The organism is Plantibacter sp. MCCC 1A11337, from assembly GCF_013349365.1.
GTDB lineage: Bacteria > Actinomycetota > Actinomycetes > Actinomycetales > Microbacteriaceae > Plantibacter > Plantibacter flavus_A.
Window position 1 is genome coordinate 76,165 of record NZ_JABJWX010000001.1, and the last position, 24,194, is coordinate 100,358.

A 24,194-nucleotide genomic window follows, 5' to 3' on the forward strand; every position below is an offset into this window, starting at 1 on the left:
CTCACGCCTCGTAGACCGGGGGAGCGCCCGTCGCCCCGATGCTGTCGAGGGGCACACGCCGCCCTCAGCGGACTCAGCGTGCGTGCGAACAGACCTGGCGTAGGCCGTTCCCCGGTCCCTGAGCCCGTCGACGGGCAGGCGTCGTCCGGTGTCTCCTCTGTACGGTCCCGATCACCCTGTGACGGGAACGTCGGACCCGGAGCCGGTCTCGACAGGCTCACATCGTCTGCGGTCGCGCAGGAAGGGCGGTGGACCGCGGTGAGCGATCACAGGTCTCCGAGCTTGTCGACGGGCTCATACCGCCCGCAGCGGCCTTCCGCGCCCGGAGAGCGGGGGAGCGGGACCGCATGGACCTCCATTGTCGCCGCGTCGTGTCGCAGCACAGTTCCACGAATCCCCGCCGCAGAACGACGAAAGCCCCGCAGTCCGTGAGGACTGCGGGGCTTTCCAGTGGGATCCGCCTAGTGGTGGTCGCCGTGGGAACGTTCGATCTCCGTGTTCGTGACGGGAGCGATCCGATCCTCGAAGAACCAGCGGGACATCGCGGCGCGAGCCTTCTGGACACCGGTGATCTTGCCCTTGGCGTTCGGACGGATCATCAACGGCTTGTGGTCGTCGTAGCTCGCGAGGCGCCAGCGCTCGTACTCGTCGACGGGCTCGTGGACCTCGATGAACTCGCCACCGGGGAGGCGGACGATGCGCCCGGTCTCGTAGCCGTGAAGGAGGATCTCGCGATCCTTCTTCTGCAGCGCCAGGCAGGTGCGCTTCGCGATGAAGTAGGCGATGAACGGTCCGAGGATGAGGATCGCCTGCAGCGTGTGGATCACGCCCTCCATCGTCACCTTGAAGTGGGTGGCGATGATGTCCGAGCTCGCAGCAGCCCAGAGGGCGGCGTAGAAGGTGACACCGGCAGCACCGATCGCGGTGCGGGTCGGCGCGTTGCGCGGACGGTCGAGGATGTGGTGCTCGCGCTTGTCACCCGTGATCCACGCCTCGACGAACGGATAGATGAACACCGTGACGATGAACAGACCCAGGACGAGGACGGGAAGGATGATGTTGAACGAGAACGTGTGATCCCAGAGGACGAACTCGAGGTGTGGCGGAACCAGCCGGAGCGCGCCGTCGGCGAACCCGATGTACCAGTCAGGCTGCGTACCTGCCGAGACCGGGGAGGGGTCGTATGGCCCGTAGTTCCAGATCGGGTTGATCGTGAACAGCGAGGCGATGAGCATCACGACACCGAAGACGATGAAGAAGAAGCCACCGGCCTTCGCCGCGTAGACGGGGAGGACGGGGAATCCGACCACGTTCTGCTCGGTGCGACCGGCGCCCGGGAACTGCGTGTGCTTGTGCACGACGACGAACACCAGGTGCAGGGCGATGAAGAGCAGCACCAGCGCCGGCAGGAGCAGGATGTGGAGCGTATAGAGGCGGCCGACGATGTCGGTGCCCGGGAACTCTCCACCGAACAGCAGGAAGGTCGTCCACGTACCGATGATGGGCAGACCCTTCACCATGCCGTCGATGATCCGCAGACCGTTACCGGAGAGCAGGTCGTCGGGCAGCGAGTATCCGGTGAAGCCCTCGGCCATGGCGAGGATGAACAGGACGAAACCGATCACCCAGTTCAGCTCACGCGGCTTGCGGAACGCACCGGTGAAGAAGATGCGCAGCATGTGCAGGCCGATGGACGCCACGAACAGCAGGGCAGCCCAGTGGTGCACCTGACGCATCAGGAGGCCGCCGCGGATGTCGAAGGAGATGTCGAGCGTCGACGCCATGGCGACGGACATCTCGATGTTCTTCAGCGGGACGAAGGACCCGTCGTAGTGGACCTCCGCCATCGATGCCTGGAAGAAGAAGGTGAGGAAGGAGCCCGACAGCAGGATGATGACGAAGCTGTAGAGCGCGACCTCGCCGAGGAGGAACGACCAGTGGTCGGGGAAGATCTTGCGGCCGAACTCCTTGACGGCGACCGAGATGGACGTCCGCTCTTCGAGGTAGTTCGCTGCAGCGCCGGTGAATCCACCGGAGCTCTTCGCCGGAGCGGCCTTGGCCTGCTCAGGGGCGCGTGTTGCGGTCGAGGTGCTCAATGACGCTCCCAGAAGCTCGGGCCGACAGGTTCGTGGAAGTCGCTCCGCGCGACGAGGTAACCCTCGTCGTCGACGGTGATCGGCAGCTGCGGAAGCGGCCGGGCGGCCGGTCCGAAGATGACCGCGCAGTGGTTCGTGACGTCGAACTGCGACTGGTGGCAAGGGCAGAGGAGGTGGTGCGTCTGCTGCTCGTAGAGCGCGACAGGGCAACCGACGTGCGTGCACACCTTGGAGTAGGCGACGATGCCGTCGTAGGACCAATCCTTCTTGGACTCCTCCTCGACGAGGTCTTCGGGCTTCAGCCGCATGAGCAGCACGATCGCCTTCGCCTTCTCGTTGAGGACGTGGTCGGCCTCGTGGAGGTTCTCGGGGATCACGTGGAACGCGCTGCCGAGCGTCACGTCGGACGCCTTGATGGGCGTTCCGGAAGGGTCACGGGCGAGGCGCGTGCCTTCCTTCCACATCGTGTGCTGCATGAGCTCGACGGGGTCTTCGTCGTACGGCGCGAGGCCACGGAACAGCGCGATGCCCGGGAGCGGGAAGACGATGAGGGAACCGATGAGGCTGTTGCGGATGAGCGCGCGTCGACCGATGCCGGACTCGACGTTCGCCTGGTGCATGATCTCCACCGCGCGATCGCGGCTGACCTGGTTGCCGCCGACCTTGTGACGGTAGTCGATGCCTTCCTCGTCGTGCATGAGGGCCTTGCCCCAGTGCACGGCACCGATACCGATCGCGAGCAGGGCCAACGCCATGCCGAGACCGATGAACAGGTTGTTCAGACGGACCGAGGCGATGTCCTCGGGCTCGATCGGGAACGCCATGTAGGCGGCGACCGCCCAGACGCTGCCGGCGATCGACAGGTAGAAGAGGGTGTAGACGGCGCGCTCGGCCCGCTTGTCCTTCTTGGGGTCGAGGTCCGTGACGCGCTTCCGGTGGGGAGGCAGGCCGGGGTCGACGACGGCATCGCGGGAGATGACCCCGGTACCGGTCGCGACCTGCAGCTCCTGCCCGTGGGCGGACGGATCGGCAGACGAGTCGGCGGCTGGGTGACCCGAGCCGCTCGAGTTGTCGTGAGCCATGGTGCTCCTTCTTACGTGTTGTCGATCCGCGTCGGTCAGTTCGACTTCGCGGTGATCCAGACGGTGAGGGCCACGATCGAGCCGAGGCCGAAGATCCAGAGGAACAGGCCCTCGGAGACGGGGCCGAGCGAGCCGAGGTCGTTACCGCCCGGTGACGGGTTCTTCTCCATGAACTTGAGCGCGGTGATGATGTCGCGCTTGTCCTCGGGGGAGAGGTTCATGTCGTTGAAGACGGGCATGTTCTGCGGGCCGGTGATCATGGCCTCGTAGATGTGGGCGGCGCTGACGCCGACGAGCGAGGGAGCGTACTTGCCCTCGGTCAGGGCGCCACCGGCGGCTGCGACGTTGTGGCACATCGCGCAGTTGATGCGGAACAGCTGGGCGCCGTTGGAGGCGTCGCCCTCGCCGTCGAGGTACTGCTCCTCGGGGACCTCCGGGCCGGGTGCGACCGAGGCGACGTAGGCCGCGAGGGAGGAGATCTGCTCCTCGGTGAACTGCACGGGCTTCTCCGGGGCCTGCGGGCCCTGGTTCTGCAGCGGCATCCGGCCGGTGCCGACCTGGAAGTCGACGGCGGCGGCACCGACGCCGAGGAGGCTCGGTCCGGCGGTCGTGCCCTGCATGTCGAGGCCGTGGCAGGTGGCGCAGTTCGCGGAGAAGAGCTTCTCGCCCTCGTCGACGGAGGCCTGCGACTTGGTGGCGGCGACGGGCTCGGCGCTGGCCGTGCTGACGCTGACGGCTGCGTAGGCGCCTCCGGTCACGAGGAGGCCGATCGCGAGCAGTGCCGCCGAGGCGAACGGGCTGCGGCGGCCACTCTTGCGCGTGGCACGGGCGGCCTTCTTGGACGCCTTGGTGGTCGTCGTCTGGGTGGGGTCAGTCTTCATGGAGGCAGTCATTCCGGGTCAGCGCAGGATGTAGATGACGAAGTAGAGGCCGATCCACACGACGTCGACGAAGTGCCAGTAGTACGAGACGACGATGGCACTCGTCGCCTCCTTGTGGCCGAATCGTTTGACGGCGTAGGCACGGCCGATCACGAGGAGGAAGGCGATGAGGCCGCCGGTCACGTGCAGGCCGTGGAAGCCGGTCGTGAGGTAGAACGCCGAGCCGTACGCGTTCGAGCTGAGGGAGATGCCCTCGCTGACGAGGGTCGCGTACTCGAGGATCTGGCCGGCGACGAACACGGCACCCAGGGCGTAGGTGAGGAAGAACCACTCGACCATGCCCCACTTGCGCGGGCTCCAGCCGGTCATGCGGGGCTGCATGCGCTCCGCTGCGAAGACGCCGAACTGGCACGTGAACGACGAGGACACGAGGATGATCGTGTTGATCGTCGAGTACGGGACGTTCAGGCGACCGGCCTCGGCCGCCCACAGTTCGGGAGCCATCGATCGCAGCGTGAAGTAGATCGCGAAGAGGCCGGCGAAGAACATGACCTCGCTGCCCAGCCAGACGATCGTTCCAACCGCGACCGTGTTCGGTCGGTTGATCCGGGGCGCGCTCGGCGCAAGGTTGATTGAGGTGCTCGTCACCCCTCCATTATGGCCGAAAGCCGGAGCGGTTTTTCGCATTTCGGCGGCGGCGAGCACGCTCGGATCAGTAAGGCTAGCCTTATTTCCTGACCGGAATCTTCGGTTCTGCTGCGGGATTCATGTGATCTCCGCCTCCACGGGCCGCTCGAGGCGTCGGCGAGTCGCGCTTGTAAGATCGTCGACATGCCTCTCACGACCTGGCCGACGCTCATCGGCGACCTGCTCGCCGGAACCGATCTCAGTGTGTCGGAGTCGACGTGGGCGATGGAACGGATCATGACCGGCCAGGTGACGGACGCCCAGCTGGCCGGCTTCCTGATCGCGTTGCGCCGCAAGGGGGAGACGGTCGACGAGATCGTCGGGTTCCGCGATGCGATCCTCGACCACGCGAAGCCGCTCGTCGCCCCTTCTCGGGCCCTCGACATCGTCGGCACCGGCGGCGACCGCTTCGGTACCGTCAACATCTCGACGACCGCGTCCATCGTCGCGGCGGCGACGGGCATCCCCGTCATCAAGCACGGCAATCGCGCGGCGAGCTCCGCCTCGGGATCGAGTGACGTGCTCTCGGCGCTCGGCGTCGACCTCGCCCTGCCGACGGACCTGGTGGCGGAGGTGCTGGCGTCGACGGGCATCACCTTCGCGTACGCGGCGGCGTTCCACCCCGGTTTCGGCCACGCTGGAGCGGTCCGCGCGGAGCTCGGCGTGCCGACGGTCTTCAACTTCCTCGGTCCGCTCGTCAACCCGGCCCGCCCGGAGGCGTCGGCGGTCGGCGTCGCGCACGCCGACCGCATCCCGCTGTTCGTGGGCGTGTTCCAGACGCGTGGGGCGACCGCCCTCGTCTTCCGGGGCGACGACGGACTCGACGAACTGACGACGACGGGACACAGCCACCTCTGGGAGATCACCCGTGGAGCCGTCACCGAGCACGACCTGGATCCCCGGGAACTCGGCATCCGACGTGCGTCGATCGACGATCTCATCGGCGGTGACGCCCAGCACAATGCCGGTGTCGTGCGCGCCACGCTCGCCGGCGAGGAGGGTCCGGTCCGCGACATCGTCCTGCTGAACGCGGCGGCCGGGATCGTGGCGTTCGAATTGTCGGAGGATCCGTCGCAGGCCCAGCGGCCGATCCTCGAGCGGTTCGCTGCAGCGCTCGTGTCCGCCGCGGCCGTCATCGACTCGGGTGCGGCGACCGCGACACTCGACGCGTGGGTGGACGCCACCCGCTCGCTCGGCTCGCGCTGATCAGCGCCGTGGGCGGGTCCTCCGGCCCTACCGGCGGTGGGCCACAGCGCGTAGGTTGAGACCCGATGCCGGCGTACCCGGTCGGCGGACCCGAACCGATCTTGCAGGAGGATTCAATGAAGAAGCTCATCAATGATCCCAAGGACGTCGTCGTCGAGGCGGTGGCCGGATTCGGCGCCGCGCACCCCGACCTCGTCACCGTGTCGCTCGACCCGGTGTTCATCGCTCGAGCGGACGCGCCGGTCGCCGGGAAGGTGGGGATCGTGAGCGGCGGCGGAAGCGGGCACGAGCCCCTCCACGGAGGGTTCGTCGGATTCGGGATGCTCGACGCGGCCGTACCCGGCCCGGTGTTCACCTCACCGACTCCGGACCCCATCCTCGCCGCCACGAAGGCCGTCGACGGTGGTGCCGGCGTCCTGCACATCGTCAAGAACTACACGGGCGACGTGCTCAACTTCGAGACCGCGGCCGATCTCGCGCTGGCCGAGGGCATCGAGGTGCGCTCGGTCATCGTCGACGACGACGTCGCGGTGAAGGATTCGCTCTACACGGCGGGGCGTCGGGGTGTCGCCGGCACCGTCCTCGTGGAGAAGCTCGCCGGCGCACGTGCCGAGGCCGGGGGAGGCCTCGACGAGGTCGCCGACCTCGCGACGAAGGTCAACGAGCGCACCCGCACGATGGGCGTGGCGCTCACCCCGTGCGTCGTCCCGCACGCGGGCGAGCCGAGTTTCACCCTGGCCGACGACGAGATCGAGATCGGGATCGGTATCCACGGTGAGCCCGGCCGTGAACGCATCCCCCTGGAGCCCGCCGACCGGATCGTCGACCGGCTGCTCGCCGCCATCCTCGAGGACCTTCCGTACGCGCCCGACGAGCGTGCCCTCGTCCTGGTGAACGGGATGGGCGGGACGCCGCAGGTCGAGCTGCTCATCGTCTTCCGCCGTGTGGCAGAGGCGCTCGCGGAGCGCGGGATCGAGGTGGCACGGTCGCTCGTGGGGAACTACACGACCAGCCTCGAGATGCAGGGTGTGTCGATCACCCTCTTGAAACTCGACGACGAACTGATCGAATTGTGGGACGCCCCGGTGCAGACCGCGGCGCTCCGGTGGGGACGGTAGACGGATGGGGTTGGACGGAGCCTGGGCGATCGCCTGGATGCGGGGGAGTGCGGCGGTCGTCGCGGAACATCGCGTGGAGCTGATCACGCTCGACCGTGACATCGGGGACGGCGACCACGGCGAGAACCTGGACCGCGGGTTCTCCGCGATCCTGCCGAAGCTCGACGAGCAGCCTGACGATGCGACGCCCGCCGACATCCTCAAGCTCGCCGCGACGACGCTCATCTCGACCGTCGGAGGAGCGAGCGGCCCGCTGTACGGCACCGCGCTGCTCAAGGCGTCGATCGCCGTGGCCGGCCAGGAGGATCTCGACGCCGATGCCGTCGTCGCCCTGCTGACGGCGGCGCGCGACGGGATCGTGCTCCGTGGCAAGGCCGAGGCCGGCGACAAGACCATGATCGACGCGTGGACACCCGCCGTGGACGCTGCCTCTGCGGCGGCGGCAGCGGGGGAGTCGCCGGCACGGGTACTGGCCGCAGCCGCGGAGGCCGCGTGGGGTGGCGCCGCCGCGACCGAGCCGCTCGTCGCCCGCAAGGGTCGCGCCAGCTACCTCGGTGAACGGGCCGTCGGGCATCGCGACCCTGGGGCGCAGTCCACCTCCTATCTCCTGCAAGCTGCGGCGGCGGCCGCTGAAGAGGGCGCTGCATGAGCGGGGGAGCCGTCGGCCTCGTGTTCGTCTCGCACAGCGCGCTGATCGCGGAGGGGCTCATCGCCCTGGCCCGGCAGATGGCGCCCGACGCGGCCCTCGCCGCAGCCGGTGGTACCGATGAGGGAGGGATCGGCACGAGCTTCGAGCTGGTCTCCGTCGGGATCGCGGCCGTGGACTCCGGGGCCGGGGTGGTGGTGCTGTGCGATCTGGGGTCGGCGATCCTCACCGCTGAGACGGCACTCGACTTCCTCGACGACGACGTCCGAGGCCGGGTGCGCATCGTCGACGCCCCGCTCGTCGAGGGTGGGGTCGCCGCGGCCGTGGCCGCGCAGACCGGCGCGTCGCTCGACGAGGTCGTCGCCGCCGCGCGGTCGGCAGCCGGCGGTGGCCCTGCCCGGCACGGTGCCGACGAGGCGACTCGGGCGGGCGGCTCCGACGATCCGACGGCGTCCCACGCCGCGGCCTCCGTGACCCTGCGGAACAAGGACGGGCTCCACGCTCGACCCGCTGCCGAGTTCGTGAAGCTGGCGAGCACGTTCGCGGCCAGGGTGGTCGTGAACGGGAAGGACGCCAAGAGCCTGCTCGGGATCATGTCACTGGGCCTCGTCAAGGGGGCGGTCGTGGATCTGCAGGCGGACGGTCCGGATGCGGAGGATGCCATCGGGGCACTGGAGTCGCTCATCGAATCCGGCTTCGGAGAGGTCTGACGGGTCGCGCTCGGGACGGAAGCAGGTCGGCGTCCCGGGCGCAACGGGGTGGTCGACCCCGACGGTCGGCGTAGCATGACGCGCATGAACGAGCAGACGAAGACGTCGGACACCGAAGACCGCCAGTGCACGGTCTGTGGCCATCCGCTCGCCGAGCACACCTTCGACCGTTCCTCCGGGCACGATCACTTCATGACCTGCCCGACGGGGGAGCGGCTTCCGGACCCCGCGCAGTCCGCCATCCCGGTCAACGAGTTCGGTATGCCGCTCTGGGACCAGGACCCCGATCGACCTGCTCCGTCGGCCTGACGACCCCGGCGACCGGCGCCGTCATCCGAGGAGGAGCAACGACCGGACGGCGACACTGACACCGGTCTCGCGCGACGCCGACGTCTCGTGGAGAGCACTGCCGTCGATGAGCCAGCGCACCCATCGGACGAGTTGCTCCGGCGTGGCGTCGGAGCGGGCTGCGGTGGTGCGAACCGCCTCGGTGATGTGGTCGAGCAGGAAGCGGTCGACCATGTCCCGCTCGACGTCGAGGACGGCCGCCACGTCGTGGACGTGCGCCATGCCCTGGACCGCGCGAGCGAAACCGGCCGTCTGGTCGGCAGCCCGCTGGCGGTCGAGTGTGCCGAGGTAGGTGGCCAAGGCGGGTCGCCCAGGCCCGGCCCGTGCGGCGAGGTGCAGTTGCTCCTCGGTCCAGGCGGCGCTCACCCGCAACAGGGTGACCAGGATGTCGAGCTTGGTGGGGAAGTAGTGGAACAGGGTCCCCGAGGAGATGTCCGCCGCCCGGCAGATGTCCGCCGTCGAGGTGGTCTCATACCCTTCGGCGGCGAAACAGCGGTAGGCCGCAGCGAGGATCGCGGTCTGGCGCGCGGTGAACCGCTGTGGGTCGACGATCCTCGGCATGTCTGCTCCCATATTCCTAGAGCGCCTACTCTAGCGCACGCACTCTATGAATTCGGACCAGATCAGAGGCGATTTCTGGGCCGATCGATTGTTGCGCGCAGCTCGGAGTGTGGAGCGCCGGTGGTTCATCGAGCACTCCGCCGTCCTGTGGACGGCCGGGCGATCGTGGGGGAGCAGGCGGGACCGTCCACCTGCCGGACCCGCCCTGCCCGCGTGAGCTCGAGGTGTACGGGTGCATCCTCGTCGGGCTGTCGGATCGCGTGATGTCCGGCGCTTCCAGCTATCGCCCCCGCGGTGGATATGCACGTCGACAGCATCTTCGCCGAGTCACACCTGCACGATCGGATCCACGCGGCGACTCCCGTGGGGCAGGACCTCCGGAACGGGCGGCTTGGCATGCCGAATGAAGCTGAGTTGACATAATGTGCATTATCAGCTCTTTCCAGCCCGCCGCGAGCGGGGTCGGATCGGGTCATGTCGGCGTGCATGTCCGAGCTGAGGATCGCGACGACGACCGAGCCGCGTCAGGAGCCGATGTACCGAGCGAGATGTTCGCCGGTCAGCGTCGAGCGATCGGCGACGAGTGCTGCGGGCGTCCCGGTGAACACCAGGCGTCCGCCGTCATGACCTGCGCCGGGTCCGAGGTCGACGATCCAGTCCGCATGCGCCATGACCGCCTGATGATGCTCGATGACGATCACCGACTTGCCGGAGTCCACCAACCGGTCCAGGAGCCCGAGCAGGTTCTCCACGTCAGCGAGGTGCAGGCCGGTCGTCGGCTCGTCCAGGATGTAGACCTCGCCCGAGTCGGCCATCTGCGTCGCCAGTTTGAGTCGCTGTCGTTCGCCTCCTGACAGTGTCGTCAACGGCTGTCCGAGGCTGACGTAACCGAGCCCGACGTCGGCGAGTCGCGCCAGGATGACTTGCGCTGCAGGTGTCCGTGCCGGCCCGTCGGCGAAGAAGGCCTTGGCCTCCGTCACCGACATCGCGAGCACCTCGCTGATGTCCCGCTCCCCCAACTGATATTCCAGGACGGAAGCATCGAACCGGCGGCCCTCGCACACCTCGCAGACGGTCGAGACGCTCGCCATGACGCCGAGATCGGTGAAGACGACACCTGCGCCGTTGCAGTTCGGGCAGGCTCCCGCCGAGTTCGAGCTGAACAGCGCCGGCTTGACCCCGTTGGCCTTCGCGAACGCCTTGCGGATGGGCTCGAGCAGACCCGTGTACGTCGCCGGATTACTGCGACGCGAGCCGCGGATCGGGCTCTGATCGACCGTCACGACACCGGGACGCCCGGCGACCGAGCCGTGGATGAGCGAGCTCTTGCCCGAGCCGGCGACACCCGTGACGACCACGAGGACGCCGAGCGGCACGTCGACGTCGACGCCCTGCAGGTTGTGCCGGTCGGCGCCACGGATCTCGATGACACCGGTCGGTCGACGCAGCGCCGGCTTGAGCGTGGCGCGGTCGTCGAAGTGGCGTCCGGTGAGCGTGTCGCTCGCTCGGAGGCCGTCCACCGTCCCCTGGAACGTCACCTGTCCCCCGCCGGTCCCGGCTCCGGGACCGAGGTCGACGACGTGGTCGGCGATCGTGATCGTCTCCGGCTTGTGTTCCACGACGAGGACGGTGTTCCCCTTGTCGCGGAGCCGCAGGAGCAGTTCGTTCATCCGCTGGATGTCATGCGGGTGCAGTCCGACCGTCGGCTCGTCGAACACGTAGGTCACATCGGTGAGCGACGACCCCAGGTGGCGGATCATCTTCGTGCGCTGCGCCTCCCCACCAGAGAGGGTGCCCGTCGTGCGGTCGAGTGACAGGTACCCCAGCCCGATGGCGACGAAGGAGTCGAGCGTCTCCTGGAGGACCGTCAGGAGTGGGCGCACCGACGGTTCGTCGAGCGCCCGGGTCCACGCCGCGAGGTCGCTGATCTGCATCGTGCACAGTTCGGCGATGTTCCGACCGGCGATGCGCGAACTCCGTGCGCCCTCGCTCAGGCGGGTCCCCTCACACGCCGGACACGTGGTGAAGGTGACGGCGCGGTCGACGAATGCGCGGATGTGCGGCTGCATCGCCTCACGGTCCTTCGAGAGGAACGACTTCTGCACCTTCGGGATCAGGCCCTCGTAGGTCATGTTGATGTCGCCGACCTTGACCTTCACCGGCTCCTTGTGGAGGAAGTCGTGGAGTTCCCGCTCCGTGTAGTCCTGGATGGGCTTGTCCGCGTCGAGGAATCCGGATCCGGTGAAGATCCGCACACCCCAGCCGTCGGGTGTGTAGCCGGGGATCGTGAGCGCGCCCTGGTTGAGCGACTTCGTGGCGTCGTAGAGCTGGGAACGGTCGATGTCGTTCACGGTCCCCATCCCCTCGCACCGCGGGCACATGCCGCCGGTGATCGAGAAGCTCCGCCGCTCCTTCGTGCTCTGTCCCCCACGTTCGATGGTCACCGCTCCGGCGCCGCTGATCGAGGCGACGTTGAAGGAGAAGGCCTGTGGAGAGCCGATGGACGGGTCTCCGATCCGACTGAAGAGGATGCGCAGCATCGTGTTCGCGTCGGTCGCCGTGCCCACCGTCGAACGCGAGTTCGCGCCCATCCGCTCCTGGTCCACGATGATCGCCGTGGTGAGTCCCTCGAGCACGTCGACGTCGGGCCGCGCCTGCGACGGCATGAAGCCCTGGACGAAGGCACTGTAGGTCTCGTTGATCATCCGCTGTGACTCGGCGGCGATCGTCCCGAAGACGAGGGAGCTCTTCCCCGAGCCGGACACGCCCGTGAACACGGTGAGGCGGCGCTTGGGGAGGTCGACGTCGACGTCGCGCAGATTGTGCTCGCGGGCACCCCTGACCCGGATGACGTCGTGGCTGTCGGCGGCCCTGGTGTGCATCGGCGTCTCGGTCATGGCGATCAGCGTATCCGTCGTCATCGGCCGGCGTCTCGCCTCGATCGACACTGGATCCGCTCGACATGGAAGGTCATGCTGTGAAACAGCTGTGTGGATGCGTCACACTGGTGGAACGCACCCGGTCCGCTCGGGAGCGCCGCACTGTCCACCGTCAGGAGCCGACCATGTCCGACCCATCCACCACCGCCTACACGCTGAACTCCGCCAAGCTGACCGCGAGCCAGATCTCCGGTGTCCGATGGGCCTTCGCCGTCGGAGGGATCCTCACGATCCTCTTGGGTGTCTTCCTGCTGGTCGCGCCGAAGGCCTCGCTGGTCGCCGTCGCGTGGATCTTCGCCGTCTACTTCCTGATCGCCGGGATCGCCCGCATCACTCGTGGCGTCGTCGCCCGGGAGCACGGCGGACTCTGGCGGGTCCTCACGATCGTGTTCGGAGTGCTGTTGCTGGCGGCCGGTGTCTACATCTTCATCGATCCGCTGCTCGGCATCGGCGCACTCGTCTTCGTGATCGGTGTCTCCTGGATCGTCGAGGGCGTGGCCTCGCTGTTCGACTCGGCACCGGACGTGTCGCGGTGGATCACCGTCCTCTACGGCGTCATCAGCGTCGTCGCCGGCGTGTTCGTCCTCGCGAACCCGCTGCTCGCCGCCGTGACCCTCCTGCTCGTCACCGCGTTCTTCCTCATCGCGGCCGGCGTCGTCGAGATCATCCAGGCGATCACCTTCGGCAAGCAGGTGAAGCGGGCCGGTCTCGCCGGCTGACCCCGCTTGGCAGGACGACGAACGCCCGGCCCCTCGAGGGACCGGGCGTTCGTCGCGTCGGGATCGGCGCTTACTCGGCGATGAAGTCGCTCGTGTCCCCCACGTAGCGGGTGTGGTCCTCGGGGATCGGGTCCACGGCGGCCGAGGCGACCTCGGCCGCGAACTCGCCCACGTTGTAGAGGCGACCGGCCGACTCCTTGCGGGAGCTGATCGCACCGGGGTTGGCACGTTCGAGGAGCGTCGCGGTGATGGTCCCCTCGATCATGTCGCCCGAGACGACCACGAACTCGACACCGGCGGCGTCGAACTGGTCCTGCTTGGCGCGGAGCGCGTCCTCGCCCGCGCGCTTGGAGGTCGCGACCGGCACGTACTCGGGCATCGTCGGCGTGGTCCGGATGAAGTGCGCCTGGTGGCTCGTGACGAACACGATCCGCGAGCCGGGGCGGAGCAGCGGGAGGGCGTGTTCGACGACGCTCACCTGCGCGTCGCGGTTGAGTTGCATGGCGTAGTCCTCGGCCATGCCGCTCTCCATCCCACCGGAGGCGTTCAGCACCAGGACGTCGAGGTCGCCGAGTTCGGCCTTCGTCGTCGCGAACATCGCGGCGACCGACGCGGGGTCGGTGAGGTCGGCTCCGACCACCACGGCCTGCACACCGAGGGCTCGCACCTCGTCGGCGAGCTTGACGGCGCGAGCCTCCTTGTTCCGGTAGTTGATCACGACGTTGGCGCCGGCACCGGCGAAGTAGCGGATGGTGTCGGCACCGATGCCGCGGGAGGAGCCCGTCACGAGGACGTTCTTCCCGGAGAGTGATCCGGCGGCCAGGGGGTTCGTCACGTGAGGGCTCCTTCAGATCTGGGGCCGCTCATCGGCGGCTGGTTCCAGCCAACGACCTTACCAAGAACCGGGAGACGGATCCGGTTCGGCGCTCCGCCCAGCTGATAGCGTTGAACCCGACCGGCGCACCGTCTCGCGCTCCCCCGGACTGCGAGGCGGCAGACGCGAGAGCCGATCCGGGAGGAATCCGCACCATGGACGTCATCACCGAGTACGCCTGGATCGCCTGGTTGGTCCTGATCCTCGTGTTCGTCATCATCGAGATCCTGTCGCTCGAGTTCACCTTCCTCATGCTCGCGCTCGGCGGCACCGTCGGGCTGCTCTCCGGCCTCCTCGGCGCTCCGTGGTGGCTCCAGCTGCTCATCGCAGCCGCCGCCGCTCTCCTGCTCCTGTTGGCCGTCAGGCCGCCGCTGCTCCGAGCGCTGCAACGCGGTGCTGACCCGGCGAAGAGCAACGTCGATGCGCTCCTCGGCATGCCGGGGCTCGTGCTCTCGACGGTCACCCCGCACGGTGGCCAGGTGAAGCTCGGCAACGGCGAGGTCTGGACCGCCAGGACCCCGCACGACTCCCCCGCGTCGTCGCTCGAGCCCGGCACGCGCATCGTCCTGTCCGTCGTCGACGGCGCCACCGCCGTCGTCGTCCCCGTCCCGACCCACCCGGCACCGCTGGGCGAGCAGAAGGAGTAGTCGTGAACGACATCTCATCAGGAGCGATCATCGGTTGGGTGATCGCGGCCATCGTCGTCGTCTTCGTGCTGGTGGTGCTGTTCCGATCCATCCGCATCATCCCGCAGGCGAGCGCCGGCGTGGTCGAGCGGCTCGGCAAGTACCACAAGACCCTCATGCCCGGGTTGAACCTGCTCATCCCGTTCATCGACCGGCTCCGGCCGCTCATCGATCTCCGAGAGCAGGTCGTCTCCTTCCCGCCGCAGCCGGTGATCACCGAGGACAACCTCGTCGTCTCGATCGACACGGTCGTCTACTTCCAGGTGACCGACGCCCGAGCCGCGACGTACGAGATCGCGAACTACCTGGGTGCCGTCGAGCAGCTGACCACGACGACGCTTCGAAACGTCGTCGGTGGGCTGAACCTCGAGGAGGCGCTGACGAGCCGCGACGAGATCAACAGCAAGCTCCGCATCGTGCTCGACGAGGCGACCGGCAAGTGGGGCATCCGCGTCGGACGCGTCGAGCTCAAGGCGATCGACCCGCCGCTCTCCATCCAGGACTCCATGGAGAAGCAGATGCGGGCAGAGCGCGACCGTCGAGCCCTCATCCTCACCGCCGAGGGAACCAAGCAGTCGGCCATCCTGACGGCGGAGGGCGCGCGGCAGGCGGAGATCCTCCGCGCCGAGGGTGATGCCCAGGCGGCCGTTCTCCGTGCACAGGGTGAGGCGTCCGCCATCCAGACGGTGTTCAAGGCCATCCACGACGGCGACCCCGACGAGAAGCTCCTGGGCTACCAGTACCTGCAGATGCTCCCGAAGCTCGCGGAAGGCCAGGCGAACAAGCTCTGGGTCATCCCGAGCGAACTGACCGAGGCGCTCAAGGGCATCGGCTCCGCCTTCGGACCGGGCAACACCCGCGACCCTGCGGCCACGGCACGGGCGGCGGCCGCAGCTGCGCAGGCGCCCTCCTTCGCCGCAGCTCCGGCCGCGTCACCCCAGACGCCTCCGGCACCGACGACCCCCGTCCAGCCCGAGGGCTGAGCACGCGGTGACGACAGCGGTCCTCCCCTACTTCCGTCCGGCCCGCCCTCGGGTCCTCGCCCATCGAGGGCTGGCCGGGCCGGGGGTTCCCGAGAACACGCTGTCGTCCTTCCGTCGTGCCCTGGCTGCCGGCGCCGAGTACGTCGAGACCGATGCGCACTGCACGCGCGACGGACACGCCGTCCTCTTCCACGACCCGTCCCTGCGCCGCATCACGGGCGATCCGAGACCGATCGCCGACCTCGAACTCGCGGAACTCCAGCGGATCGACCTCGGCGGCGACCGCATGCCGACGTTGTCGGAGGCGCTGGCCGAGTTCCCCGGGGCGCGCTTCAACCTCGACATCAAGGCCGCCGCAGCGGCTGCTCCGGCAGCTGCCGCGATCATCGGCGCCGGTGCGGCCGATCGGGTGCTCGTCACCTCCTTCGACGAAGGCAGACGTTCCGCGATCGTGCGGGCCGTGGGGCTGGAGGCCGGTGCCGACTCCGTGGCATCATCCGCGTCGGCCCGGATCCTGTTCCGCGTCCTCCCCGCAGCCGCCCTCGGGCTCCGCGGAGCGCTCCGTCGGTCGCTCGCCGGTGTCCAGGCGCTCCAGGTGCCCGAACGGTTCCGCGGCGTGCCCGTCGTGACGAAGCGCCTCCTTGCACAGATGCACGCCCTCGGCGTCGAGGTGCACGTGTGGACGGTCAACGACCCCGCCGACATGCGACGCCTGCTGGATCTCGGCGTCGACGGCCTCGTCACCGACCGCTGTGATCTCGCGCTCGACGTGGTCCGCTCACGCTGACGGCTCAGCTCTCCGCATCCGTCGTGGCTCCAGCTGGGCATGAGCTGATAGCTAGATGGGTGAACGGAACAGTTTACCCAGCTTGTGGGTTTATAACTGTGGATGCCGAGCGAGAGGAGACCACACAATGGCAGATCGCAGTTTGCGCGGAATGCGCCTGGGCGCCCAGAGTCTACAAACGGAAGAGGGCGTCATATTCTCGGCGCGGAGCAACCACATCTACCGGTGTCAGAGTTGCGAGCGCGAGACCACCATGACCTTCGCCGCCGATGCGGAAGTCCCCGAACTGTGGGAGTGCCGGCACTGCGGTGCGGAGGCCGTCCTCCTCGTCGACTCGAAGCCCGTCGTCGTCGACCGCGGTGACGTCAAGACCCCCCGCAGCCACTGGGACATGCTGCTCGAGCGCCGCTCGCGCGATGAGCTCGAGGAACTGCTCGAAGAGCGCCTCTCATATCTCCGGGCCCGTCGCGGCCAGCAGAAGAGCGCGTGACACCGAGCCCCTGACAGGCCTCCCCTCGATCGGCTGATCCGATATCGGATCAGCCGATCGTCATGTACGGGGACGGTTCGAGACGCGCCTGGGCCTGGCCGCGAACCCGGCGAGGACCAGCGAGGCGAGTCCCATGCCACCGATGAACATCTCGAGCTGGTGACCGAAGGCCATCGACGGCGTGACCGTGTCCGCGAGCGGCACCTCGGAGACCATCGACCCGGGGCGGAAGGCCGGGATGCTGTCGATCGTCGAGCCGTCGGGCCCGATCATCTGGCTGGTCCCCACCGTGGAGATGTTCACCACGGACCGAGCCGATTCGATCGCCCGGAGCCGAGCGATGGCCAGCTGCTGTTGATTCTCGTCCGTCTGCCCGAAGTCCGCGTTGTTGGTCTGGGCGAACACGATCCGCGCGCCACCCGCCACCGCATCGCGGGTGAGCTGGTCGTCGGCGATGTCGAAGCAGATGCTGATCCCTGCGAGCACCCCGTCGATGTCGAAGACGTTGTCCTTCGTGCCCGGGGTGTACTCGCGCTGGATGAGGCCGATGAGGTCGGGGGCGAACGGCTCCCAGAACTTCCGGTCCGGGACGTATTCACCGAACGGGACCGGGTGCTTCTTGTCGTAGACGTCGCGGACGCCGTCCGCGGCGTCCCAGAGGAGCGACGAGTTGTAGTAGCGATCGCCGCGCTGAGAGATCGCACCGACGACGAACGGTGCGTCCATGCGGCGGCTCAACGCGTCGAGGGCCGCAGCCGATTGGGGAACCCGCTGCGGGTCGAGGTCTGCGCTGCCCTCGGGCCAGACCACGACGTCGACGTCCGCATCGAGCACCTGCAGCGTCTCGTCGATCTGGGTCTGCATGACGGTCCCGGGTGCTGCGGCGTCGAAGTAGCCGGCGGGGCCGTTGCCCTGGATGGCAGCCACCCGCATGCTCCCGGTCGTCGCCGTCGGCCATGCCGGCACCACGAGCACCGCGATGACCGCGAGGGCCCCGGTCCCGACGCGGCTGACCGTCGGAAGCTCCGCGGTCGCGGCGAGCTGCAGGGCGAGTGCCACGAGCAGCACCATGAGGAACGACAGCCCCGAGAACCCGACCCAGGCGACGAGCGGTGCGAACGGACTCTCGGATTGGCTGAGCGCCATCCTCGCCCACGGGAATCCGCCGTAGGGCCAGGTGCTCACGAGCGTCTCGCGCGCGGTCCACAGGGCGGCGACCACCGCGGCGGTCAACCAGACCCGTCCCCCGATGCCGGGGAAGGCGCGCGGTACCCAGCGGTACGCCAGGGTGATGAGCACGGCTCCGAGCGCGAAGAAGATGGCCTCGAGTGTCGACAGTGCCGCCCAGGGGACGGGACCCAGGTAGGCGGTCGCCCACTCGATGTGGATCAGGTAGAACGACTCCCCAGCCAGGAAGCCGACGAGGAGCGCACCGCCGACGCTGCGTCCCATGAGGGCGAGGAGGACGAGGGCGATGCCGACGAACGTCAGGGGCCAGACCCCGCGGTCCGGGAAGCCGGCGTCGAGGACAGGCCCGGCGGCGATGGCCACGACGGCCGCGAGCCAGAGCGGGAGCGGTGGACGACGATCGACCAGCGCGTCGATCGGTCGGAGCCGGCGGCTCCGACCGTGCGGGGACCTCACAGCGAGCTGTACGCGACGATGCCGCGTCGGATCGAGTCGAGCGCCTCGCGCGAATGACGACCCACCGGTCCATCGACGACGCGGAGCTGATCGAGCAGGTCGATGGTCTGCTTGCACCACCGCACGAAGTCGCCGGCGGCGAGTTCCGCCTCGATGAGCACCGTGTCGAGGTTCGCGCCCTTGGCCCACTGGTGCATGGCGAGCGAGAGGCCGGTCGAGATCGGGTTGCTCCCCGGGAGGCGGTGCTCCCGTTCGCTGTCGTCGAGCCGACTCCAGAGGTCCTGCGTCCGTTCGAGTGCCGACCGGAACGGGCCGCGGGGCAGGAAGCGTTCCGGGGTGTTCTGCTCCTCGCGCCGTGGTTCGTACACGATCGCGGCGGCCATCGCGGCGAGGGACGCGGCGTCGAGGTCGTTCCACGCGCCGGTGCGCAGGCATTCCGCCACGAGGAGGTCCCGTTCTCCGTAGATGCGCTTCAAGGTGCGTCCGGGAGCCGCGACGACGACCGCGCCGTGCTCGTCGCGTGCCAGGTACTCGTACTCGAGCAGCACGTCGACGACCCGGTCGAACACACGCGCGACCGCGCCCGTCCGCGTCTGGATCTGCTGTCGCAGCTGGTCGGTCTGCTTCTTGAGCTTGAACCATCGTTCCGCCCAGCGAGCGTGGTCCTCGCGGTGCGGGCAGACGTGGCAGGCGTGAGCCCGCATGCGCTTGCGGAGTTCGGCGAGCTTGCGTTGGCGACGGTCCTTCGACGCGCGCGAGCCGTTCGGCTCGCCCTTGCGTTCGAGGTCCGTGAGTTCGCGCCGGATTCCCGCGTACTCGACGAAGTTCCCGAGGTGGCACGACATGGACTTCTCGTAGCCGGCGAGCGAGGACTCCTGCTCGCGCACCTTCCGGGCGATCCCGACGACGGCCCGGTCCGCCTGGAACTGTGCGAAGGACGACTCGAGGATCTGACGGGTGCGTTGACGGCCGAACTGGTCGATCAGGTTGACCGCCATGTTGTAGGTCGGGCGGAAGCTGGAGTTGAGCGGGTAGGTGCGTCGGGAGGCCAGCGAGGCGACGGACTGCGGGTGCAGCCCCTCGGTCCACTGGATCACGGCGTGGCCCTCGACGTCGATGCCACGGCGTCCGGCGCGCCCGGTGATCTGGGTGTACTCCCCCGGGGTGATCGGGACGCGTGCCTCACCGTTGAACTTCTCGAGCTTCTCGAGGACGACCGTCCTGGCCGGCATGTTGATGCCGAGCGCGAGGGTCTCGGTCGCGAAGACGACCTTCACGAGCTTCCGCCGGAAGAGCTCCTCGACGACCTCCTTGAACGCCGGCAGGAGACCGGCGTGGTGGGCGGCGACGCCCCGCTCCAGACCGTCGAGCCACTCCCAGTAGCCGAGGACGGCGAGGTCCTCGTCGAGCAGGGTCCGGCAGTGCTCGTCGACGATCTGACGGATCTCGTCGCGTTCGTGCGCCTCGGTCAGCCTGATGCCGGAACGGAGGACCTGCTTCACCGCCTGGTCGCACCCGACGCGGCTGAAGACGAAGAAGATCGCCGGGAGCAGGAGGTGGTCGTCGAGCATCTGGACGAAATGCCCGCGGTCGAGCTTCTCGGCCCGATGCGGGGCTCGGCGCTGGTTGTAGCGGCTGATGTCCTTGTACTGACGACTGTTCGGTGCACGGCCACCGAACTGCGCCATACGGACGAGCTCCGGGTTGACCTGGTGGGTGTCGGCGAGGCTCGGCGCGGCGAACAGGTCGATGAGCTTGTTCCGCATGAGCACGTGCTGGGTGAGCGGCACCGGGCGATCCTCGGACACGATCACGGCGGTGTCACCGCGGACGGCCTGCAGCCAGTCACCGAACTCCTCGGCGTTCGACACGGTCGCGCTCAGCGACACCATCCGGACGGCCTGCGGGAGGTGGATGATGACCTCCTCCCACACCGCTCCGCGGAACCGGTCCGCCAGGTAGTGCACCTCGTCCATGATGACGAAGGCGAGATCGGTCAGCGCGTCGGAGTCCGCGTACAGCATGTTGCGGAGGACCTCGGTCGTCATCACGACGATTCGGGCGTTGCCGTTCACGTTCGTGTCGCCCGTGAGCAGGCCGACGTGCTCGGACCCGTACTCGGCGGTGAGTTCCTGGAACTTCTGGTTGCTGAGCGCCTTCATCGGCGTGGTGTAGAAGACCTTGCCGCGGTCGCCGTGCATGGCGAGGGCGATCGCGAACTCGGCGACGATGGTCTTACCGGCCCCCGTCGGTGCGGCGACGAGGACGCTGCTGCCGTTCTCGATCCGCTCGCACGCCTCGAGTTGGAACGCGTCGAGGTCGAAACGCTGCCTCGCGCGGAACTCCTGGAGCCTCGGTGTCGCGTTCCGGACCGCCGCTGCCCGATACCGCTCGGCAGGCGAAGCGGTGTCGCTCATGCGAGCCCCGCGCTACCGAGTTCGGCGTCGATGCGTCGCTGCCGCTTGGCCGCACTGCGGTCGTGGAGGACGGCGACGCCGTACGCCGCGAAGTACAACAGGACCATCGGGATCGCGAGGACGAACATCGACACGATGTCGGCGGCGGGCGTGGCGATGGCCGTGAAGAGCACGATGACGAGGATCGCGACCCGCCACGCCTTGATGATCGCCGCTGCGGAGAGCACACCGACGAAGTTCAACAGGACGAGGAACACGGGAAGGACGAAGGCGACACCGACCGCGAGCACCAGCTTCAGGACGAAGTCGTAATAGGTGGTGGCGTCGAGGAAGTTGGCCGCCGCCGTCGGGGTGAAGCCGAGCATGAGCTCGACGATGTGGGGCAACACGAACCAGCCCGCGTAGCAGCCCGCGAGGAACAACGGCACAGCGGTCGCGAAGAACCCGATCGCGTACTTCAGCTCCTTGCGGGTCAGGCCGGGCACGAGGAACGCCCAGATCTGGTAGAGCCACACCGGGCTGGACAGGACGACGCCGGCGGTGAGGGCGATCTTCATCCGCAGGTCGAACGCGCTCGTGACGTTGGTGAAGTTCAGGAACGCCTGCCCGCGATCGTCGGCGATGACGAGGATGGGGGCGCTCATCGCCTCGATGATCCACTCGGAGGCGATGAAGCCCGCGACCATGCCGACGATGATGCCGATGGCGGAGTAGAACAGACGTTTCCGCAACTCGACGAGGTGCTCGCCGAGCGACATCCTCCCTTCGCGGTTCTGTTTCTTGGGACGCTTCTCGGTCAGGGCCACGGCGACATCGTCCGTTCCTGAGCGGCGTGTTCGAGGCGCACTCGTCGGGGGCCAGGTGCTGGCGTCATCGGGCTCGGGTGGTCCTCAGGGTTACGGCTTGACCGGCGGGTCGGTCGGCTTCTGCGGGGCCGTCGCGGCCGGGCTCTGATCGGCGGGTGCCGCACTCGCAGGCGGAACCGTGCCAGTCGCGTCGGGCGAGGCGGGCTCGTCGTCGCGCATGCTCTTGACCTCGCTCTTGAAGATCCGCATCGACTGACCGACGCTGCGGGCGAGACCCGGGAGCTTCGGTGCTCCGAACAGCAGCAGGACGATGAGGAGGATGATGACGAGGTGCCACCCGGTGAATGCATTGCCGAACATAGTCTTCGTTCCTGATCTTCGAGGTCGAGGTCCACTCACTCTACCCTGCATCTCCCGTTCGACCGCCGGGAGTCTCGGGAGTCAGCTTCCGGATGTCGTGCGGTACTGCGCGAGGCCGGCGGCCGCCCAATCGGCGACCGCATCGCGGGCATCCGCCGGCCCGAGCACCGTGATGAGCCCGGGGTGCGCGGCGACCAGTCGTTTGAGGCCGTGATGGTGAGCGAGGCGCAGGGTCGCGGTGACCTCGACATCGGCGTCTTCGCGGGCTGCGGGGCCGCCTGGCGCGCTGTCGACGGCGACCACGTAGTCGTCGATGAGCGGGAGGACCGAGCGTCGGACGAGCACGGTGACGTTGCGATCGGAGTCGCTCGGCTCGAACAACGCGGTCGGGACGACGACGTCCGCTTCGCGGAACACGACCTCGGCATCGGTCTCGCGCAGCTCGGTCATCCGATCGAGACGGAAGCGACGCGTCGCCTCGCGCAGGTGGCACCACCCGTAGAGGTACCAGTCCTGGTCCTGGGATTCGAGACGCAGTGGGTCCACCAGCCTCGCCTCGGTCGCCCCGCTCGCATCGACGTAGTCGAACGCGACGCTGTGGCCGGCGGCCAGAGCCGACCGGATGATGCCCACCGCGTGCGCGGAGTAGGACTCGGTGACCGCGAGCTGGCCCGGAGCCGACGACGCCCCGCGGGCGAGTTTCGCCATCACGCCCCCGATGACGTCGCTGTCGACGAACTCGGGGAGGCGCTGGAGCGACTGCAGACCGGCGATGAGGGCCGAGGCCTCGCGGGCTGAGAAGCGAGGACTGTCGTCGAGCGCGACCCGGTGGGTGAGGACGATCTCGTCGTCCTCCTCGAAGCTGCCCCAGTCGATGTCGAAGAGGTCGCCGGCGAGGTACTGCCGGGTGTCGCCCGGCACGCCGGACACCGTCAAGAGCTCGACCGCTTCGCGGATCTGGCGCGGGGACAGGCCGAAATGCCGCGCGGCCTCGTCGACCGTCACCCGCTCACGGTCGATGAGGTACGGCACGAGCGAGAGGAGGAAGATCAGCTTGTCCTGGGCGCGGGGCGCCGCCGGTCGCTTAGCCACGGGCGGCCTCCTCGGGGTGGGGTGCGTCGTCGGTCGCGCGGTGGCGGGCGACGACCAGCTCGAGTCTGGACGCCACGGCCTCGACGAGTGCCGGAGGGTCGAGGACGACGACCTCCGGGCCGAACCCGGCGAGCTCGTCGGCGAGGATGTGGTGGTCGAGGTACGGGATGGTGAGTTCCGTGCGCTCCGTGTCGCTGACGCCGTAGCGGTTGCCGAGGCGGGCCGCGGCGTCGGTCCCGGGCCGGACACGGACGAGGGCACGCTGCGACGAGGACACGCGGCGCAGGCCGTCGATCGCGTCGGCGGCGTGGTCGCGGTCCTCGGCGGGGAACGACTCCCCCGTCGGCTTGACCGGACCGACGATCCGCGACAGGAGGAACGTCCGGGGCTCGTCCACCGTCCGGTCGGTGGCGTAGAGGTGCCAACGACCCTCGTGCTGGACGAGCGCCAACGGTGCGACGGTGCGGACGCGTGGCCGCGCCTCGCCGGGCTTCAGGTAGGGGAAGGCGACCACGGACCGACGTTCGAGCGCCGCGTCGAGCGGTTCGAACGAGGCCTCCCGGGTGCGGAGTCTCGGCGCGTATCCGATGATCGGTTCGTCGGGCTCGATGCCGAGCGACCGCAACTTCGTCATCGCGCGCTGCGACTGGCCGGAGAGCGACCCCTCACGCCACACCGTGGCGGCGAGCGACAGCAGTGACAGCTCCGCCGGGGTGAACCGGACGTCGGTGGGAAGCTCGTAGGCGCCCTTCGGGATCCGATAGCGCATCGACTGGTTGTTGCCGGGTTCACCCGGCTGTTCGATCGTCTCGAGCGGGACGCCGAGTTCGCGGATGTTGTCCTTGTCGCGCTCGAACTGTCGCTCGAGGCTGGCGTTGCCGCCGCCACTCGAATACTGCTGGCGGTACCCCTGGACGGTCGACAGGATCTCGTTCTTCGTCAGGCCGGTCTGCGTGGCGAGGAGCGCGAGCACGAGGCTGAAGAGTCGCTCCTCCACCGGGACCGGCTTCGGGGACTCGCTGGCTGAGGACACCGGTCCAGTCTACCGACGGACGGCCCGTC

The 24,194-nt window shown here is 68.4% G+C and carries 23 protein-coding genes; 10 read left to right on the forward strand and 13 right to left on the reverse strand.

Annotation, left to right across the window (positions count from 1 at the left end; translation table 11 throughout):
* Nucleotides 1-461: 461 nt before the first annotated feature.
* From HOW07_RS00360 to HOW07_RS00375, 4 genes are read right to left on the reverse strand one after another with little or no spacing between them, the layout of a single operon-like run.
* Nucleotides 462-2,096: a ubiquinol-cytochrome c reductase cytochrome b subunit gene (locus HOW07_RS00360; RefSeq protein ID WP_064296978.1), complete on the reverse strand. Its 1,635-nt coding sequence runs from the start codon at nucleotides 2,094-2,096 to the stop codon at nucleotides 462-464.
* On the reverse strand, nucleotides 2,093-3,178 hold the full coding sequence (locus tag HOW07_RS00365) for a ubiquinol-cytochrome c reductase iron-sulfur subunit (protein ID WP_064296977.1): 1,086 nt from the start codon (nucleotides 3,176-3,178) through the stop codon (nucleotides 2,093-2,095). The genes HOW07_RS00360 and HOW07_RS00365 overlap by 4 nt, the downstream gene beginning before the upstream one ends.
* Before the next feature lie 35 nt (nucleotides 3,179-3,213).
* The gene (locus HOW07_RS00370) at nucleotides 3,214-4,059 is read right to left on the reverse strand and encodes a cytochrome c (protein ID WP_175115809.1); all 846 of its coding nucleotides are present in this window, start codon (nucleotides 4,057-4,059) and stop codon (nucleotides 3,214-3,216) included.
* Nucleotides 4,060-4,077: 18 nt separating this feature from the next.
* Nucleotides 4,078-4,746, reverse strand: coding sequence for a heme-copper oxidase subunit III (locus HOW07_RS00375; protein ID WP_079003936.1), 669 nt, complete (start codon nucleotides 4,744-4,746; stop codon nucleotides 4,078-4,080).
* Nucleotides 4,747-4,890: 144 nt separating this feature from the next.
* On the opposite strand from HOW07_RS00375, the gene trpD reads away from it, so the two are divergent.
* The 5 genes from trpD (at nucleotide 4,891) to HOW07_RS00400 (ending at nucleotide 8,735) form a co-directional block, all read left to right on the forward strand.
* Nucleotides 4,891-5,952, forward strand: coding sequence for an anthranilate phosphoribosyltransferase (gene trpD / locus HOW07_RS00380; protein WP_121290588.1), 1,062 nt, complete (start codon nucleotides 4,891-4,893; stop codon nucleotides 5,950-5,952).
* Nucleotides 5,953-6,068: 116 nt separating this feature from the next.
* Complete coding sequence (gene dhaK, locus HOW07_RS00385; RefSeq protein WP_079003935.1) at nucleotides 6,069-7,070, forward strand: dihydroxyacetone kinase subunit DhaK; 1,002 nt, start codon at nucleotides 6,069-6,071, stop codon at nucleotides 7,068-7,070.
* A gap of 4 nt (nucleotides 7,071-7,074) precedes the next feature.
* Nucleotides 7,075-7,719, forward strand: coding sequence for a dihydroxyacetone kinase subunit DhaL (gene dhaL / locus HOW07_RS00390; RefSeq protein WP_175115810.1), 645 nt, complete (start codon nucleotides 7,075-7,077; stop codon nucleotides 7,717-7,719).
* Nucleotides 7,716-8,426: a dihydroxyacetone kinase phosphoryl donor subunit DhaM gene (gene dhaM, locus HOW07_RS00395; RefSeq protein ID WP_175115811.1), complete on the forward strand. Its 711-nt coding sequence runs from the start codon at nucleotides 7,716-7,718 to the stop codon at nucleotides 8,424-8,426. Before dhaL ends, dhaM begins: the two co-directional genes overlap by 4 nt.
* 84 nt (nucleotides 8,427-8,510) lie before the next feature.
* Complete coding sequence (locus HOW07_RS00400) at nucleotides 8,511-8,735, forward strand: hypothetical protein (RefSeq protein WP_124769389.1); 225 nt, start codon at nucleotides 8,511-8,513, stop codon at nucleotides 8,733-8,735.
* 21 nt (nucleotides 8,736-8,756) lie between these two features.
* Here HOW07_RS00400 and HOW07_RS19135 read toward each other — a convergent pair whose 3' ends face one another.
* Nucleotides 8,757-9,335 carry a TetR/AcrR family transcriptional regulator gene (locus HOW07_RS19135; protein ID WP_071260255.1) on the reverse strand — a complete coding sequence of 193 codons (579 nt, stop codon included), beginning with the start codon at nucleotides 9,333-9,335 and terminating at the stop codon, nucleotides 8,757-8,759.
* A gap of 524 nt (nucleotides 9,336-9,859) precedes the next feature.
* Entirely contained in the window at nucleotides 9,860-12,232 is a 2,373-nt protein-coding gene (locus tag HOW07_RS00410; protein ID WP_217485067.1) for an excinuclease ABC subunit UvrA, read from the reverse strand.
* A gap of 167 nt (nucleotides 12,233-12,399) precedes the next feature.
* Between HOW07_RS00410 and HOW07_RS00415 the strand changes: the two genes are divergently transcribed.
* On the forward strand, nucleotides 12,400-12,993 hold the full coding sequence (locus tag HOW07_RS00415; RefSeq protein ID WP_175115813.1) for an HdeD family acid-resistance protein: 594 nt from the start codon (nucleotides 12,400-12,402) through the stop codon (nucleotides 12,991-12,993).
* 70 nt (nucleotides 12,994-13,063) lie between these two features.
* Here the strand turns inward: HOW07_RS00415 and HOW07_RS00420 are convergent, their stop codons facing one another.
* A complete protein-coding gene (locus HOW07_RS00420; RefSeq protein ID WP_079002548.1) occupies nucleotides 13,064-13,828 on the reverse strand; it encodes an SDR family oxidoreductase in 765 nt (254 codons plus the stop codon).
* A 194-nt stretch (nucleotides 13,829-14,022) separates the two neighbouring features.
* On the opposite strand from HOW07_RS00420, the gene HOW07_RS00425 reads away from it, so the two are divergent.
* The 4 genes from HOW07_RS00425 (at nucleotide 14,023) to HOW07_RS00440 (ending at nucleotide 16,813) form a co-directional block, all read left to right on the forward strand.
* Nucleotides 14,023-14,514, forward strand: coding sequence for an NfeD family protein (locus tag HOW07_RS00425; protein WP_064296968.1), 492 nt, complete (start codon nucleotides 14,023-14,025; stop codon nucleotides 14,512-14,514).
* A gap of 2 nt (nucleotides 14,515-14,516) precedes the next feature.
* Nucleotides 14,517-15,536, forward strand: a complete 1,020-nt coding sequence (locus tag HOW07_RS00430) for an SPFH domain-containing protein (RefSeq protein ID WP_285039641.1) — start codon at nucleotides 14,517-14,519, stop codon at nucleotides 15,534-15,536.
* A 7-nt stretch (nucleotides 15,537-15,543) separates the two neighbouring features.
* Entirely contained in the window at nucleotides 15,544-16,323 is a 780-nt protein-coding gene (locus HOW07_RS00435; RefSeq protein WP_121290601.1) for a glycerophosphodiester phosphodiesterase family protein, read from the forward strand.
* Nucleotides 16,324-16,450: 127 nt separating this feature from the next.
* Nucleotides 16,451-16,813 (forward strand): RNA polymerase-binding protein RbpA, encoded by a 363-nt coding sequence (locus tag HOW07_RS00440; protein WP_064296965.1) that lies wholly within the window; start codon nucleotides 16,451-16,453, stop codon nucleotides 16,811-16,813.
* Between the two features lie 60 nt (nucleotides 16,814-16,873).
* On the opposite strand, the gene lnt is transcribed toward HOW07_RS00440, so the two are convergent.
* The 6 genes from lnt to HOW07_RS00470 all read right to left on the reverse strand — a co-directional run bounded on the left by lnt (nucleotide 16,874) and on the right by HOW07_RS00470 (nucleotide 24,165).
* Nucleotides 16,874-18,457: an apolipoprotein N-acyltransferase gene (lnt, locus tag HOW07_RS00445; RefSeq protein ID WP_371743535.1), complete on the reverse strand. Its 1,584-nt coding sequence runs from the start codon at nucleotides 18,455-18,457 to the stop codon at nucleotides 16,874-16,876.
* Complete coding sequence (locus HOW07_RS00450) at nucleotides 18,454-20,874, reverse strand: RNA helicase (protein ID WP_121290603.1); 2,421 nt, start codon at nucleotides 20,872-20,874, stop codon at nucleotides 18,454-18,456. Before HOW07_RS00450 ends, lnt begins: the two co-directional genes overlap by 4 nt.
* Nucleotides 20,871-21,632 carry a twin-arginine translocase subunit TatC gene (gene tatC, locus HOW07_RS00455; RefSeq protein WP_071260381.1) on the reverse strand — a complete coding sequence of 254 codons (762 nt, stop codon included), beginning with the start codon at nucleotides 21,630-21,632 and terminating at the stop codon, nucleotides 20,871-20,873. Before tatC ends, HOW07_RS00450 begins: the two co-directional genes overlap by 4 nt.
* Nucleotides 21,633-21,770: 138 nt before the next feature.
* On the reverse strand, nucleotides 21,771-22,040 hold the full coding sequence (gene tatA, locus HOW07_RS00460; protein ID WP_121290605.1) for a Sec-independent protein translocase subunit TatA: 270 nt from the start codon (nucleotides 22,038-22,040) through the stop codon (nucleotides 21,771-21,773).
* An 81-nt stretch (nucleotides 22,041-22,121) separates the two neighbouring features.
* Entirely contained in the window at nucleotides 22,122-23,132 is a 1,011-nt protein-coding gene (locus HOW07_RS00465) for a YafY family protein (protein WP_079002542.1), read from the reverse strand.
* A complete protein-coding gene (locus tag HOW07_RS00470; RefSeq protein WP_175115814.1) occupies nucleotides 23,125-24,165 on the reverse strand; it encodes a YafY family protein in 1,041 nt (346 codons plus the stop codon). The genes HOW07_RS00465 and HOW07_RS00470 overlap by 8 nt, the downstream gene beginning before the upstream one ends.
* Nucleotides 24,166-24,194 lie beyond the last annotated feature (29 nt).